This is a genomic window from Streptomyces pathocidini (assembly GCF_001418495.1).
Lineage (GTDB): Bacteria > Actinomycetota > Actinomycetes > Streptomycetales > Streptomycetaceae > Streptomyces > Streptomyces pathocidini.
This window is the reverse complement of the sequence record NZ_LIQY01000367.1, coordinates 1-13652: the sequence shown is the minus strand read 5'-3', so window position 1 is coordinate 13652 and position 13652 is coordinate 1. Positions and strand designations below refer to the sequence as shown.

At 72.9% G+C, this 13652-nt stretch carries 14 protein-coding genes and 1 pseudogene; 9 read left to right on the top strand and 6 right to left on the bottom strand.

The annotated features are described in order from the left end of the window. Positions 1-18 precede the first annotated feature (18 nt). Positions 19-963, bottom strand: coding sequence for a sugar phosphate isomerase/epimerase family protein (locus tag AOK16_RS17625; RefSeq protein WP_055473195.1), 945 nt, complete (start codon positions 961-963; stop codon positions 19-21). A 162-nt stretch (positions 964-1125) separates the two neighbouring features. Between AOK16_RS17625 and iolC the strand changes: the two genes are divergently transcribed. From iolC to AOK16_RS17580, 9 genes are all read left to right on the top strand, one after another. Further along, the gene (gene iolC / locus AOK16_RS17620; protein WP_055473194.1) at positions 1126-2106 is read left to right on the top strand and encodes a 5-dehydro-2-deoxygluconokinase; all 981 of its coding nucleotides are present in this window, start codon (positions 1126-1128) and stop codon (positions 2104-2106) included. 64 nt (positions 2107-2170) lie between these two features. After that, a complete protein-coding gene (locus AOK16_RS17615) occupies positions 2171-3049 on the top strand; it encodes a Cgl0159 family (beta/alpha)8-fold protein (protein ID WP_055473193.1) in 879 nt (292 codons plus the stop codon). A gap of 32 nt (positions 3050-3081) precedes the next feature. After that, positions 3082-3978 carry a 5-deoxy-glucuronate isomerase gene (gene iolB, locus AOK16_RS17610; RefSeq protein WP_055473192.1) on the top strand — a complete coding sequence of 299 codons (897 nt, stop codon included), beginning with the start codon at positions 3082-3084 and terminating at the stop codon, positions 3976-3978. A gap of 14 nt (positions 3979-3992) precedes the next feature. Then, on the top strand, positions 3993-5891 hold the full coding sequence (iolD, locus tag AOK16_RS17605) for a 3D-(3,5/4)-trihydroxycyclohexane-1,2-dione acylhydrolase (decyclizing) (protein ID WP_107098381.1): 1899 nt from the start codon (positions 3993-3995) through the stop codon (positions 5889-5891). A gap of 34 nt (positions 5892-5925) precedes the next feature. Next, on the top strand, positions 5926-7419 hold the full coding sequence (locus tag AOK16_RS17600) for a CoA-acylating methylmalonate-semialdehyde dehydrogenase (RefSeq protein WP_055473190.1): 1494 nt from the start codon (positions 5926-5928) through the stop codon (positions 7417-7419). A gap of 249 nt (positions 7420-7668) precedes the next feature. Then, entirely contained in the window at positions 7669-8025 is a 357-nt protein-coding gene (locus tag AOK16_RS17595; protein ID WP_055473189.1) for a hypothetical protein, read from the top strand. A 49-nt stretch (positions 8026-8074) separates the two neighbouring features. Continuing rightward, on the top strand, positions 8075-8461 hold the full coding sequence (locus AOK16_RS17590; RefSeq protein WP_055473188.1) for a DUF4288 domain-containing protein: 387 nt from the start codon (positions 8075-8077) through the stop codon (positions 8459-8461). 226 nt (positions 8462-8687) lie between these two features. Beyond that, positions 8688-9494 (top strand): lantibiotic immunity ABC transporter MutE/EpiE family permease subunit, encoded by an 807-nt coding sequence (locus AOK16_RS17585; RefSeq protein WP_055473187.1) that lies wholly within the window; start codon positions 8688-8690, stop codon positions 9492-9494. Positions 9495-9496: 2 nt separating this feature from the next. After that, on the top strand, positions 9497-10225 hold the full coding sequence (locus AOK16_RS17580; RefSeq protein ID WP_055473186.1) for an ABC transporter ATP-binding protein: 729 nt from the start codon (positions 9497-9499) through the stop codon (positions 10223-10225). 62 nt (positions 10226-10287) lie between these two features. On the opposite strand, the gene AOK16_RS17575 is transcribed toward AOK16_RS17580, so the two are convergent. The 5 genes and pseudogenes from AOK16_RS17575 to AOK16_RS17555 form a co-directional block, all read right to left on the bottom strand. Next, positions 10288-10980, bottom strand: a complete 693-nt coding sequence (locus AOK16_RS17575) for a response regulator transcription factor (RefSeq protein ID WP_055473185.1) — start codon at positions 10978-10980, stop codon at positions 10288-10290. A gap of 101 nt (positions 10981-11081) precedes the next feature. Next, a complete protein-coding gene (locus tag AOK16_RS17570) occupies positions 11082-11531 on the bottom strand; it encodes a DUF2511 domain-containing protein (RefSeq protein ID WP_240483619.1) in 450 nt (149 codons plus the stop codon). Beyond that, positions 11528-12442 (bottom strand): ATP-binding cassette domain-containing protein, encoded by a 915-nt coding sequence (locus tag AOK16_RS17565; RefSeq protein WP_055473184.1) that lies wholly within the window; start codon positions 12440-12442, stop codon positions 11528-11530. The genes AOK16_RS17570 and AOK16_RS17565 overlap by 4 nt, the downstream gene beginning before the upstream one ends. Next, positions 12439-13233, bottom strand: a complete 795-nt coding sequence (locus AOK16_RS17560; RefSeq protein WP_055473183.1) for a hypothetical protein — start codon at positions 13231-13233, stop codon at positions 12439-12441. Before AOK16_RS17560 ends, AOK16_RS17565 begins: the two co-directional genes overlap by 4 nt. Beyond that, positions 13230-13652 (bottom strand): annotated as a pseudogene (locus AOK16_RS17555) (hypothetical protein); the annotation flags it as partial. The pseudogene AOK16_RS17555 and the gene AOK16_RS17560, both read right to left, overlap by 4 nt.

The window sequence follows — 13652 nt, the reverse complement described above, 5'->3', positions numbered from 1 at the left end:
GGGGGAGTCCGGCCCGGGCTACGCGCCGCAGCCGCGCAGGAAGCGGCGGGTGCGCCGGGCGATCGGCAGCGGCTGGTCCGGCGGGCACGGGTACATGTCCTGCTCGACGATCGCGAACAGCTCGACCCCCAGTCCCTGCGCCGCCTCCAGCACGGGCTCCAGGGCGGGCACCCCGTCCGGCGGCTCGCACATCACGCCGCGGCGCACGGCCGGCCCGAACGGCATCCCGTCGCGTACCACTTCGGCCAGGATCTCCGGGTCCACCTGCTTGAGGTGCAGATAGCCGATCCGCTCCCCGTAGGTCTCGATCAGCTTGACGTTGTCGCCGCCGCAGTACGCGTAATGGCCGGTGTCCAGGCACAGGTTGACCACGTCGGCGTCGGTCGCGTCGAGGAAGCGGGCGACGTTCTCCTCGCCGTCGATGTGGGTGTCGGCGTGCGGGTGCACGACGATGTCCAGCCCGTACCGCTCGCGGACCTCGCGACCCAGGCGTTCCATCCCGGCCGCCAGGTCGCGCCACTGGCCGGCCGTCAGCTCCGGGTTCTCGATCAGCTCCGCGGTCTTGTCGTCGCGCCAGAACGACGGGATGACCACGAGGTGGCGGGCGCCCATGGCCCGCGTCAGCTCGGCCACCTGGGAGACGTGTGCCCAGGTCTCGTCCCAGACCGCCGGGCCGCGGTGCAGCGCGGTGAAGACGGTGCCCGCCGAGACCTTCAGGCCGCGGCTGCCGGTCTCCTGCGCCAGCCGGCCCGGATCGGTCGGGAGGTAGCCGTACGGGCCCAGCTCGATCCACGGGTAGCCGGCTTCGGCGACCTCGTCGAGGAAGCGCTGCCAGGGGACTTGCAGCGGGTCGTCGGGGAACCACACGCCCCAGGAGTCGGGCGCGGAGCCGACCCGGATCCGGTCGAGCGCGGGTGGCCGGGTGGCGGGGGGCGCAGCGGACAGGGGCTGGCTGTCTGTCATGCCGCGTAGCCTCCATCGCGGGTTGACGCCTGTCAAGACTTCGTCCTGACATAAGGACTTAACGTCAACACCGGGCCGGAGCGGGAGCCGCCTCCGGCGTCAGGTCCGTATGTCCGGACAATCCATTGACAGTGTGCGACGGTCGCGACTAGACCTGTGACCATGGCGCCTGACGAGACCGACGAGCCGTTCGACCTGATCACCATGGGCCGCATCGGCGTGGACATCTACCCGCTGCAGACCGGCGTACCGCTGCCCCAGGTGGAGACCTTCGGGAAGTTCCTCGGCGGCTCGGCCACCAACGTCGCCGTGGCCGCCGCCCGGCTCGGCCGCCGTACCGCCGTGGTCAGCCGCACCGGCGACGACCCGTTCGGCACCTACATCCACCAGGCACTGCGCGGCTTCGGCGTGGACGACCGCTGGGTGGCTCCCGCGGGCCGCCACCCGACGCCCGTCACTTTCTGCGAGATCTTCCCGCCCGACGACTTCCCCCTCTACTTCTACCGGGAGCCCAAGGCGCCGGATCTGGAGATCGCGGCGGACGAACTCGACCTGGACGCCGTCCGCGCCGCCAGGGTGTTCTGGATGACCGGCACCGGGCTGTGCGAGGAGCCGAGCCGGTCGGCGACCCTGGCCGCCCTCGCGGCCCGCGCCAAGGCGGGCACCACGGTCTTCGACCTGGACTGGCGGCCCATGTTCTGGGGTGGTGCAGGCGGCCAGGACCCCGAGGACCGCGCCCGCCCCCACTACGCCGAGGCCCTGACGCACGCCACCGTCGCCGTCGGGAACCTGGAGGAGTGCGCGGTGGCCACCGGCGAGCGCGAACCGCACGCCGCCGCCCGAGCCCTGCTCCACGCGGGCGTGGAGCTGGCCGTCGTCAAGCAGGGCCCCAAAGGCGTGCTCGCCGTGCACCGCGACGGCACCACCGCGGAGGTCCCGCCCGTACCCGTCGACGTCGTCAACGGCCTAGGCGCGGGCGACGCGTTCGGCGGAGCCCTGTGCCACGGGCTGCTCGCCGGGTGGGAGCTGAAGCGGACCATGCGGTACGCCAACGCGGCCGGCGCCATCGTCGCCTCCCGCCTCGCCTGCTCCTCCGCGATGCCCACCCGGGCGGAGGTCGAAGACCTGCTCGCCCGCTCCTGAAGACCGGCCCCGGGTGCACGCGCGCGTGGTGCGCCGGGATCGTGAGACCAAGGAAGGGGTCCCCGTGACCATCCGGATCTCCGACATCGTGAAGGTGCGGACCCGGCACCCCGAGGCCGTCGGGGAGGCCGCCACCCGCCGGGTGCGCCGCCCCCTGATCGGCGACAGCGGCCGACTGATGATCATCGCGGCCGACCACCCCGCGCGGGGCGCCCTCGCCGTCGGGAACCGCGGCCTGGCCATGGCCAACCGCGTCGACCTGCTGGAGCGGCTGGTCCTCGCGCTCTCCAGGCCCGGCGTGGACGGCGTCCTGGCCACCGCGGACATCCTGGACGACCTGCTGCTGCTCGGCGCCCTCGACGGCAAGGTCGTCATCGGCTCCATGAACCGCGGCGGACTCGCCGGATCCGCCTTCGAGATGGACGACCGGTTCACCGGACACCGCCCGGAGGACCTTGAGCGGCTCCGCTTCGACGCGGGCAAGCTGCTGCTGCGTATCGACTACGAGGACCCAGGCTCGCTCGCCACCCTCCTGTCCACGGCCCGTGCCATCGATGACATGGCTGCCAGACAACTGCCAATCTTCGTCGAACCGTTCATCTCCCGGCGGATCGCCGGGCGGGTGCGCAACGACCTCGGTGCCGAGGCCGTCACCAAGTCCATCGCCATCGCCTCCGGCCTCGGCGGCACCTCCGCATACACCTGGCTGAAGGTCCCCGTGACCGAGGACCCCGACGAGATGGCCGGCGTCATGGCGGCCTCCACCCTCCCCGCCGTCCTGCTGGGCGGTGAGGTGGGGCGGGACCAGGAGGGGGCGTACGAGAAGTGGCGCAAGGCGCTGCGACTGCCGACCGTCCAGGGCCTGGTCGTCGGCCGCTCCCTGCTCTACCCGGCCGACGGCGACGTGGCCGCGGCCGTCGACACGGCCGTGGGGCTGCTGTGACCAACCCCCGCACCCTCCAGGAGACTTGGACCATGACCGCACCCACCTCCGGCTTCCACCTCCCGGCCGGCAGCGCGGCCGAGGGCCCGTACGCCGTGGACATCACCCCCAGGAAGGCGGGCTGGGGCTACTCCTCCCTGCGCGTCCTGGAGCTGCCACCGGGCGGCTGGCACACCTTCTCCACCGAGGACAGCGAGTGGATCGTGCTGCCGCTGTCCGGCGGCTGTACGGTGGCCACCGAGGACCTGGCCTTCCAACTGGACGGCCGCGAGAATGTCTTCGCGGGCGTCACGGACTTCGCGTACGTGCCGCGCGACACACAGGTCTCCATCGCCTCGCGCGCCGGCGGCCGGTTCGCGCTCACCGGCGCGCGCTGCGAGCGCCGCCTGCCCGCCCGCTACGGGCCGGCCTCCGCCGTCCCGGTCGAGCTGCGCGGCAGCGGGAACTGCTCGCGGCAGGTCAACAACTTCGCCGCCGCCGGGGTGTTCGAGGCCGACCGGCTCATTGCCGTCGAGGTGCTGACCCCCGGCGGGAACTGGTCCTCCTACCCGCCGCACAAGCACGACGAGTGCCGCCCCGGCGAGGAGTCGGAGCTGGAGGAGATCTACTACTTCGACATCGAACCGGCCCACGGCGCGCAAGGCGTCGGCTACCAGCGGGTCTCGCCCGCCAGGAGCGGCGGCAGCGACGTCCTCGCCGAGGTCCGCGGCGGCGACGCCGTCCTCATCCCCGACGGCTGGCACGGCCCGTCCATCGCCGCCCCCGGCCACACCCTCTACTACCTCAACGTCATGGCCGGCCCCGGCGCCGAACGGGCATGGCTCATCTGCGACCACCCCGACCACGCGTGGATCCGCTCCACCTGGCCGGAACAACCCGTCGACCCGCGACTGCCGTTGTACGAAGCACCCGCCGGAGGAGCCCGATGAGCGGTACGCCTGCCATGCCTGCCAGGACTGCCACCCCTGCCACCCGGCGGCTCACTGTCGCCCAGGCCCTGATGGAGTTCCTGTCCCGGCAGTACACCGAACGGGACGGGCGGCGGCACCGGCTCATCGGCGCCTGCTGGGGCATCTTCGGGCACGGCAACGTCGCGGGCATCGGCCAGGCGCTGCTGGAGACGGGCGGCGAGCACATGCCGTACCTCCAGGGCCGCAACGAGCAGGCCATGGTGCACGCCGCCGTCGGCTACGCCCGGCAGTCCAACCGCCTCTCGGCCCAGGCCGTCACCACCTCCATCGGCCCCGGCGCCACCAACCTCGTCACCGGCGCCGCCCTGGCCACGATCAACCGGCTCCCCGTCCTCCTGCTGCCCGGCGACACCTTCGCCACCCGCCCCGCCGACCCCGTCCTCCAGCAGCTCGAAGTCCCGTACGCGGGCGACGTCTCGGTCAACGACTGCCTGCGGCCGGTCTCACGCTACTTCGACCGGATCACCCGCCCCGAGGCGCTGATCCCCGCCGCCCTCCAGGCCGTCCGGGTCCTCGCCGACCCGGTCGACACCGGCGCCGTCACCCTCGCCCTCCCGCAGGACGTCCAGGCCGAGGCCTACGACTGGCCCGAGGACTTCTTCGCGGAGCGGGTGTGGGCCGTACGCCGTCCGGCCCCCGACGCCACTGAACTCGCCGAGGCCGCACGGGCCGTACGCTCCGCCGCCCGCCCCCTGATCGTCGCCGGCGGCGGCGTCCACCACAGCGAGGCCGAGGACGCCCTGAAGGCCCTCGCCGACGCCACCTCCATCCCGGTCGCCTCCACCCAGGCCGGCAAGGGCTCGCTGCGCCACGACCACCGCGCCGACGTGGGCGCGATCGGCCACACCGGAACGGCCGTGGCCGACGAACTCGCCCGCACCGCCGACCTGGTCATCGGCGTCGGCACCCGCTGGACCGACTTCACCACGGCCTCCAGCACCCTCTTCGCCGCCCCCGGCGTCCGCTTCCTCAACCTCAACATCGCGCCCTTCGACGCCCACAAGATGGCCGGCGCGACCGTGGTCGCCGACGCCCGCGCCGCGCTCGAAGCCCTGGCCGGAGCCCTCGGCGCCCACCGGGTCGACCCCGCGTACGAGGCCGAGTACCGTGCGGGCAAGGCGCGTTGGGAGGAGACCGTGGACCGGGTCTGCGGCGCCGCGGACGCGCATGTGCGGCCGACTCAGACGCAGGTGCTCGGCGCGCTCGACTCCGTCGTCGGCGACGAGGACGTGGTCATCAACGCGGCGGGCTCGCTCCCCGGCGACCTCCACAAGCTCTGGCGCGCCCGCTCGCCGCGCCAGTACCACCTCGAGTACGGCTACTCCTGCATGGGGTACGAGATCCCGGCCGCCATCGGCGTACGGCTCGCCGCCCCCGACCGGCCGGTGTGGGCCCTGGTCGGCGACGGCACGTACCTGATGATGCCGACCGAGCTCGTCACCGCCGTCCAGGAGGGCGTCAACATCAACGTCGTCCTGCTCCAGAACCACGGCTACGCCTCCATCGGCGGCCTCTCCGAGGCCACCGGCGGTGAACGGTTCGGCACCGCGTACCGCTTCCGCGCCGAGGACGGCAGCTACACCGGAGACCCCCTACCCGTCGACCTGGCTGCCAACGCTGCCAGTCTCGGAATGGCAGTCATCCGCGCCGAGACCGTCGGGGAGCTGCGGGAAGCGCTCGCCGAGGCCCGCGCCTCGGACCGCCCCACATGTGTCTATGTGGAGACCGAAACGGCCGACACAGTGTCCGGCGTGCCCGTCGCACAGGCGTGGTGGGATGTTCCGGTGGCCGAGACCGCCACCCGTCCGGCGGCCCTCCAGGCCCGGGAGGGATACGACCGCCACGTCGCGAACCGGCGCCGCCACCTGTAGGACTCCCGCACCCGTCCCAGAAAGGCTCCGCACCATGAAGACCCTCGACCACTGGATCGGCGGGAAGACCGTCGAAGGCGCCTCCGGAAACCACGGCCCGGTGACCGACCCGGCGACCGGGGCGCAGACGACCCGCGTGGCCCTCGCCTCCGCCGAGGACGTCGACGCGGCCGTGGCGGCGGCCCAGGCCGCCTACCAGACCTGGGGCACCTCCTCGCTGGCCGCCCGCACCGCGGTGCTCTTCCGCTACCGCGCGCTGCTCGACGCGCACCGCGACGAGCTTGCCGCGCTGATCACCGCCGAGCACGGCAAGGTCCACTCCGACGCGCTCGGCGAGGTGGCCCGCGGGCTGGAGATCGTCGAGCTGGCCTGCGGCATCACCACCCAGCTCAAGGGCGAGCTGTCCACCCAGGTCTCCAACCGCGTGGATGTGGCAGCGATCCGGCAGCCCCTGGGCGTCGTGGCAGGCATCACGCCGTTCAACTTCCCTGCCATGGTGCCGATGTGGATGTTCCCGCTCGCCATCGCCTGCGGCAACACCTTCGTCCTCAAGCCGAGCGAGAAGGACCCGTCCCCGGCGATCCGGCTCGCCGAACTGGCCACGGAGGCCGGGCTTCCGGACGGGGTGCTGAACGTCGTCAACGGCGACAAGGCCGCGGTCGACCGGCTCCTGGTCCACCCCGACGTCGCGGCCGTCTCCTTCGTCGGCTCCACTCCGATCGCCCGCCACATCCACGCCACCGCCTCCGCGCACGGCAAGCGCGTCCAGGCCCTCGGCGGCGCCAAGAACCACATGCTGGTGCTGCCCGACGCCGACCTGGACGCGGCCGCCGACGCCGCCGTGTCCGCCGCTTACGGCTCGGCCGGCGAGCGCTGCATGGCCATCTCCGCGGTCGTCGCGGTCGGCCCCGTCGGCGACGAGCTGGTGGCGAAGATCCGCGACCGCGCCGAGAAGATCAAGATCGGCCCCGGCGGCGACCCGGCCTCCGAGATGGGCCCCCTGATCACCAGGGCCCACCGCGACAAGGTCGCCTCGTACGTCCACGGCGCGGCCGAGCAGGGCGCCGAGGTCGTCCTCGACGGCACCGGCTTCACCGTCGAGGGCTACGAGGACGGCCACTGGATCGGGCTCTCGCTGCTCGACCGGGTCTCCACGGACTCGGACGCCTACCGGGACGAGATCTTCGGCCCGGTGCTGTGCGTGCTGCGCGCCGACTCCTACGAGGACGGGGTGCGGTTGATCAACGAGTCGCCGTTCGGCAACGGCACCGCCGTCTTCACACGGGACGGGGGCGCGGCCCGCCGGTTCCAGCTGGAGGTCCAGGCGGGCATGGTCGGCGTCAACGTGCCGATCCCGGTCCCCGTCGGCTACCACTCCTTCGGCGGCTGGAAGGACTCCCTCTTCGGCGACCACCACATCTACGGCAACGACGGCGTGCACTTCTACACCCGCGGCAAGGTCGTCACCACGCGCTGGCCGAACCCGGAGGACGGCGGCGTGGACCTGGGGTTCCCCAAGAACCACTGACACGGCGGCGGTTGACGAGCCGAGCGAAGGGCCCGGCGGGGCGGAGCGGTGGCCGGCGGGGGAGTGGTGGCTGACGGCGGAGTGGTCGCCGATGCGGCAGCTGCCTGACGGTTGACTGCCAACTTCCCTGCCACGGCCCCCGCCGAGCGGAGCCGGCTGCGAGGGTCGAGAGGACGCCGGATCGCCCGAGCCCCGTGAGGGCAGGCGGTCCGGCGGGTTCTGTTCGACCCATGCTCGGGAGGAAGAGAAATGAAGATGCTCCGCCGTGCCTGCCTCACCGGTGTCCTCGTCCTGGCCCTGGGAGGCCTGGTCGCGCCCGCCGCATCGGCCGCCCCCGCCACCGGCCTCGTTCCCGTGGCCTCCGCCGCGGAGCCCGCCTCGGCGCCTGCCGACATCGACGCGGCCCGCACCTGCCGCGCCGGCGACAACCTCGACGAGGTCGCCGCGAAGTTCATCTCGCGCTGCAAGAAGGGCTCGATCCGCCGAGAGTTCCCCACCGACCGCCTCTCCCGCACCCTCAGTGAGATATTTGACGGCAAGCGGCGGGGCGACCGGGACGACGTCAAGGCCTGGAAGCTGCTGAACGACCGCCGCTTCGACAAGTAGGCCCGGGCGGCGGCCGACCAGGGTTCGTACGAGTGCGAGGGAGTACGCCATGACCTCCGGTGCAGACGGCGGCGGGCACGACAGGCCCGAGGCGGCCGGTGACGGGGCCACAGTGCCGTATGTGGCGATCGTGCTGATGGAGGCGTCATCGGACCGGGCGGACCACCCCCCGCTCTTCCAGGAGAACGTCGTCCTGGTGCACGCGCGGGACGAGGAGGCGGCGCGCGACCGCGTCGAGTGGCGCGCCCGGCGGGCCGAGACCAGCTACCTCAACGACCGGGGCGAGACCGTCACGTGGAAGCTGCGGACGGTCGTGGACGTGCGGGAGGCCGAGGACACCGACCTGACCCGGGACGCCGACCTGTACTCCCGCCACTTCCGGGACTACGCCTCCTACGAACGGTTCGAGCCGCTGCTCTCCGGCGAGGAGATCTGACACCACCCCTGTTCGGTGGCCCGCCCCCTGCCGCAGGGGGCGGGCCACCGCGTGTTTCCGGGGGTTTCCGGCATTCTTCCGGGGCCGCTGGTGGCCGAGTCGGAGCCGGTGGTGAACCGGCGTGCGAACGGGCGCTACGTACATCGCGGACCCGGGAGCACCGGGGAGCCGGGCCGGAAGGCTTCCGCCTCCGCGCACCCTCGCGCAGGACCTCGATGGAGTACGCATGGCATACGACACGACCGCCGCACCGCCCCGCGCCGGGCAGCGCGACAACCCCTCGCTCGTCGCCGTGGTGGGCACCGAACTCGCCCGGCACAAGCGCGGGTTCATCGCGTGGTACCACCTGCTGGCGCCCGTCATCATCACCGTCCCCCTCTTCCTGGGCGCCCTCGGCTCCTCCGAGGCCAAGGCGGGCCAGACCTTCGAGGTCTTCCGCAACGTGACGCTGGAGTTCTGGGGTGTGCTGGTGCCCATGACGGCGGGCCTGGCGGCCGCGCTCTCGGTCCGCGCCGACCAGGACGCCTGGCGGCTGCTGCTGTCCTACGGGGTCCCGCGCGGGCGCTACTTCGTGGGCAAGGTCGCGGCCCTGGGCATCCTCGGCTTCGTCTCCTCCACGGTCCTGGTCGTGATGCTCTCCCTCGGCGGGCTGCTCAGCGGCGCCTTCCCCGGCGGCATGGGCACGGTCGTGGCCGCCGTCTACCTCCCGTGGCTGGTGGGCCTGTCCATGACCGCTCTGGCGGTACTGGTGGCCGTGGTGTGGGGGATGGGCCCGAGCATCGGGGTCGGCGTGGCAGGCCTGCTGTGCGGGGCGCTCGTCTCCGACAAGGACTTCTGGTACGCGGTGCCGTTCGCCTGGCCGATGAGGGTGGTGCTGCCGCTCGCCGGGATCGGCCCCAACGGCGTGCCCCTCCCGAAGGACAGCCCTGTCACCGACCCGGGCGCCATCCCGGTCGCGGTGGCCCTGGCCGCCGTACTGACCGCGGTTCTGCTCGTCGTGGGCCGCCTCCACATGAGTCGCAAGGAGATCTGACGATGACCACGACCGCGACCACCACAGCGCTGCGGATCCGCGAACTGCACAAGCACTACGGCTCCCACCGCGCCCTGGACGGCGTGGACCTCACGGTCCGGGTCGGCGAGGTGTACGGCCTGCTCGGCCCCAACGGTGCGGGCAAGACGACCCTGATGAAGGCGCTCCTCGGGCTCCAGCGCCCCACTTCCGGCAGCATCGAGATCTTCGGCGGGCCGGTGGCCCGGGAGTCCCTCGGCGAGGTCGGGGCCCTGATCGAAGTCCCTGGTTTGTGGCCGCAGTTGACGGCGGACGAGACGCTCCGCATCCACGCCCGGCTGCGGGGAGTGCCCCAGCAGTGGATCGAACCGGCCCTGGAACTGGTCAAGATGACCGAGGCCCGGAGCCGGAAGGTCGGGGCGTACTCCCTCGGCATGCGCTGGCGGTTGGGCATCGCGATCGCCCTCCTGGCCAGGCCGCGGCTCATCATCCTGGACGAACCCACCAACGGCCTCGACCCGGTGGGAATCCGGGAGATGCGCGGCATCATCCGCTCCCTGGCGGGCGAGGGTGTCGCCGTCCTGATCGCCAGCCACCAGCTGGCGGAGGTGGCCCAGGTCTGCGACCGGGTGCAGGTGCTGGTGGCCGGCCGGACCCGCTTCGAGGGCCCGCTGACGGGGCTGGCCCTGGACGGCAACGTCGAGGCGGGCTTCTTCCGGCTCCTGGAGACTGCCGATGCCGGCATCCGCTGACGCGGGGCCGGGGCCGGCCGGCCGTGGGCGCGGGACCGAGCCCCGCCTCCCCGGTCGGACGGCTATCCCGCCCGTGCGGGCGACGGCCGGCGCAGACCTAACTCAGCTGCCAAGGGAAGGAGTTCGGACCGGCCCGAGACGCCCAACGCGTCGTACAGCCTGCGGATGCGCCGGTACATCGACCGCTCCGAGCAGTAGTAGCGGCGTGCTATCTCGGACACCGTCGCCGAGGTACACAGCAGGCGCAGCAGCTCCGGGTCGTAGTCGACTCCCGGAATCGGCGCTGCCGCGGGAGGCGTGGGCGGGGACTCGCGAGCCGGGAGGGCGCGCAGCCGTCCCGCCACCGCTGCCCGGTCCGGCGCGCTGCCCGTGCAGTGCGCCCGGCACTGGGCCAGCAGCAGATCGACCTGCCGCTCCTCCGGAATGGCCATGTTGAACACGAAGTTGGCGCCCGAGCGGATCGCGTAGTACGTCTGATGCCCTGAGAGGTCGTTGGTGACGGCCACGAGCAGGGCCAGCGGGTGCTGTAACCGCACGGCACGCAGGTCCTCCGCCTGGAACTCGCTGGTGACCGGCATGAGCACCGGAAGATCCGGTGTGCCGGGAGCCGCCAACTGCCGTTCGTCGACGAACTCGACGCGGTCGAGCCCCGCCCGCAGCCCGCTCAGTGGCGCGTCGGGCGAGTCGAAGGACGCTCTGAGACCGGAGTGGGCCAGGACGCACAGCCCGGCCTCCGGCGAATTGCGCTGCGACACGATGTTGCCCCCCGTGGTACGTGCTGTGATCGGCTGTGCTCCCGCCGGAATCCGGCGGGAGCGAAGCGGCGCGGTTGCCGCGCCGAGACAGCCGCGCGCGGTCAGCGCGCGGCGCGACAGAGCTTCAAGGTCTTGCTGAGCAGCGAGCCGATGCTGATCTCGCTACCGTCCTCCCCCTTGGCGCGCAGCGGCGCGATGTCCGGATAACCCGCGTCGCGCGCACGGTCGTTGAGTGCGTACGTCTTGCCGCCCGGTGCGGTGAACACGGCCTGGGTGTCCTTGCGGCACTCGGCGGTGCCCCGGTCCACGGTGAGCGGCCAGGTGTAGCCCAGGTTCTTCTCGCTCATCGCCTGCCGGGTCGAGGTCGGGCTGGGCAGTGGCTCGGGGTCCGTCGTGCCCGGGTTGGACCGGCCGGCCCCGTCGCAGGCGGCGAGCGCCACCAGGGCCAGCGCGGCCAGCGCCGAGCCGGCGGCCGCGCGGGAACGCCGGGTGGGCCGCCGGGCGGTGGTGGAACGGCGGTTGGTGATGGAGCGTCCGGATGCTGTGGTCACTTGCTGACTACCTCACTGTTGTCGTGTTCGGGGTTCTCGCGGCCGGGATCGGCGCGCAGCAGCGCCGCGTAGCCGTCCTCGAGCGACGGCTCGACGGGGCGGGCCCCGGCGGGCGGCGCGGAGGTGACGATGCGGTACTCCGGCCCGTCGGGGGTGGCCACCGCGCTCACCACGTCGGCCCCGGGCGGCGGCCCGCCCATCGGTCCGGGCCGTAGCACGTACGTGCAGCCCGCGGCCTGGCTGACCAGCGCGGCCGTGGAGTCGTGGAAGACCAGCCGCCCCGAGGTGAGCACCGCGACATCGGGGCAGGTCTGGGCGACGTCGTCCAGGATGTGCGTGGACAGCAGCACGGTGCGGCCGCCGCCCAGCCCGGCGAGCAGGGCGCGGAACCGCATGCGCTCGTGCGGGTCGAGGCCCGTGGTGGGCTCGTCCACGATCAGCACCGACGGGTCGCCGATCAGCGCCTGGGCGATGCCGACCCGCCGCTTCATGCCGCCGGAGAAGCCGCCCAGCCGCTCGTCCGCCCGGTCCTCCAGACCGACTTCGGCGATGCGCGCCTCCGCCTGCTGTCGGCGCTCGCGCCGGTCGTGGACGCCCTTGAGCACGGCGATGTAGTCGAGGAACTCACGGGCGGTCAGGTCCGGATAGAGCGACAGCTCCTGCGGGAGATAGCCGAGGGTGCGCTTGACTGCCGTCAGGCCGGCGGTGGTCGCCAGATCGTGCCCGGCGACCGTGACCCGGCCCGAGGTCGGGCGCAGGACGCCGGTGAGGATGCGCAGCAGCGTGGTCTTGCCCGCGCCGTTGGCCCCCAACAGCCCCATGGTGCCGCCCTCGATGTGCAGGTCGACGGCGTCCAGCGCGCGACGGCCACCGGGGTGTACCTTCGTCAGTTGCTCGGTGGTGATGTTCATGACGCTCCGTGTCGTCGTATCCGGGCGGCGAGATGGCCGAGGGCGAAGCAGACCACCGCCATGAGCAGGACCAGCGCGAGGTTCAGCCAGGCCGCCGCGTCCCCGGCCTCCGGGCGCAGCGGGCCCGCGCCCTCGCGAGCCGCCCAGACCTCGGGGGCGTGCCCCCAGGCCACCAGCGGATAGCCGCCCAGTGGCGAGAGGACGGTGCCGGTCGCCGTGGGCATCGGCGAGAACTTCGGCGGGAAGTGCAGGGCCCACAGCCACACCACGACCGTGACGGCCCGGGCCCCGGCCACCGGCATGAGAACGCCCAGCAGCCCGGCGAACGCGGTCACCAGCAGCGCCGCCGGGACGACGGCCACCAGCAGGGCGAGCGCCGCTCCCCCGAGCGGAGCGGCGCTTTCGTCGAACGCGGACATCACCGCGCCGAAGAACAGCAGGAGTCCGGCGACCGGCACCAGGGCGGTGAGCAGGGGGCCCAGCAACGCCGCGGTGGTGCGGGGGAGCCGGCCGGTGGGGGTGGACGAGAGCAGCTCGGCCATGCCTCTGGCCTCCAGGCCGCGCCGCAGCCGGTCGGCCAATGCGAGGCCCACGCCCAGCGTGCAGAGGGTGTTGACCAGCACCGCGGCCGCCCCTACCCGGGCCGCCGGATCGGGGAGACCGGTGACGACCGGGGAGGTGGCAGCGAGCAGCAGGCTCAGTGCCGCCAGCGGGAGGACCGCGGCCCACACGGCCTTGCGCCGCGCGGCCATCAGCGCCTCGTAGCGAATGGTCCACACGAGTGCGCTCATCGGGCCTCCTCGGGTCCTTGCCGGGCGCCGAGCCGTCCGCCGTCGGCGAGGGCGCGCAGCGCCAGGGCGGTCAGCCAGGCCCCGAGCACCAGCGCGGGCAGCGCCTGCGCGAACCCTTCGGGCACCATCCGGTCCACCAGGAGCAGCTTGGCCAGGCAGGCCGCGACGACCAGCGTGGAAGCCGCGGCCGCCGAGCCGATGGCCGCCGTCGCCCACGCGGCGCAGCCACCCAGGAGGGCGGTCAGTCCGGCCAGTTCGGGCAGTGTGACAGCGGGACTGACGACATGACCGCTTGCTGCCAGCAGCCCGACCAGGCCCCCGGCGGCGACCGCCGTGAACGAGGCGAGCACGGCGAGGCGGCGGGCGACGGTGCGCGGATACGAGGTGGGCAGGGTCAGATGCAGCTCGGCCATCGGCTC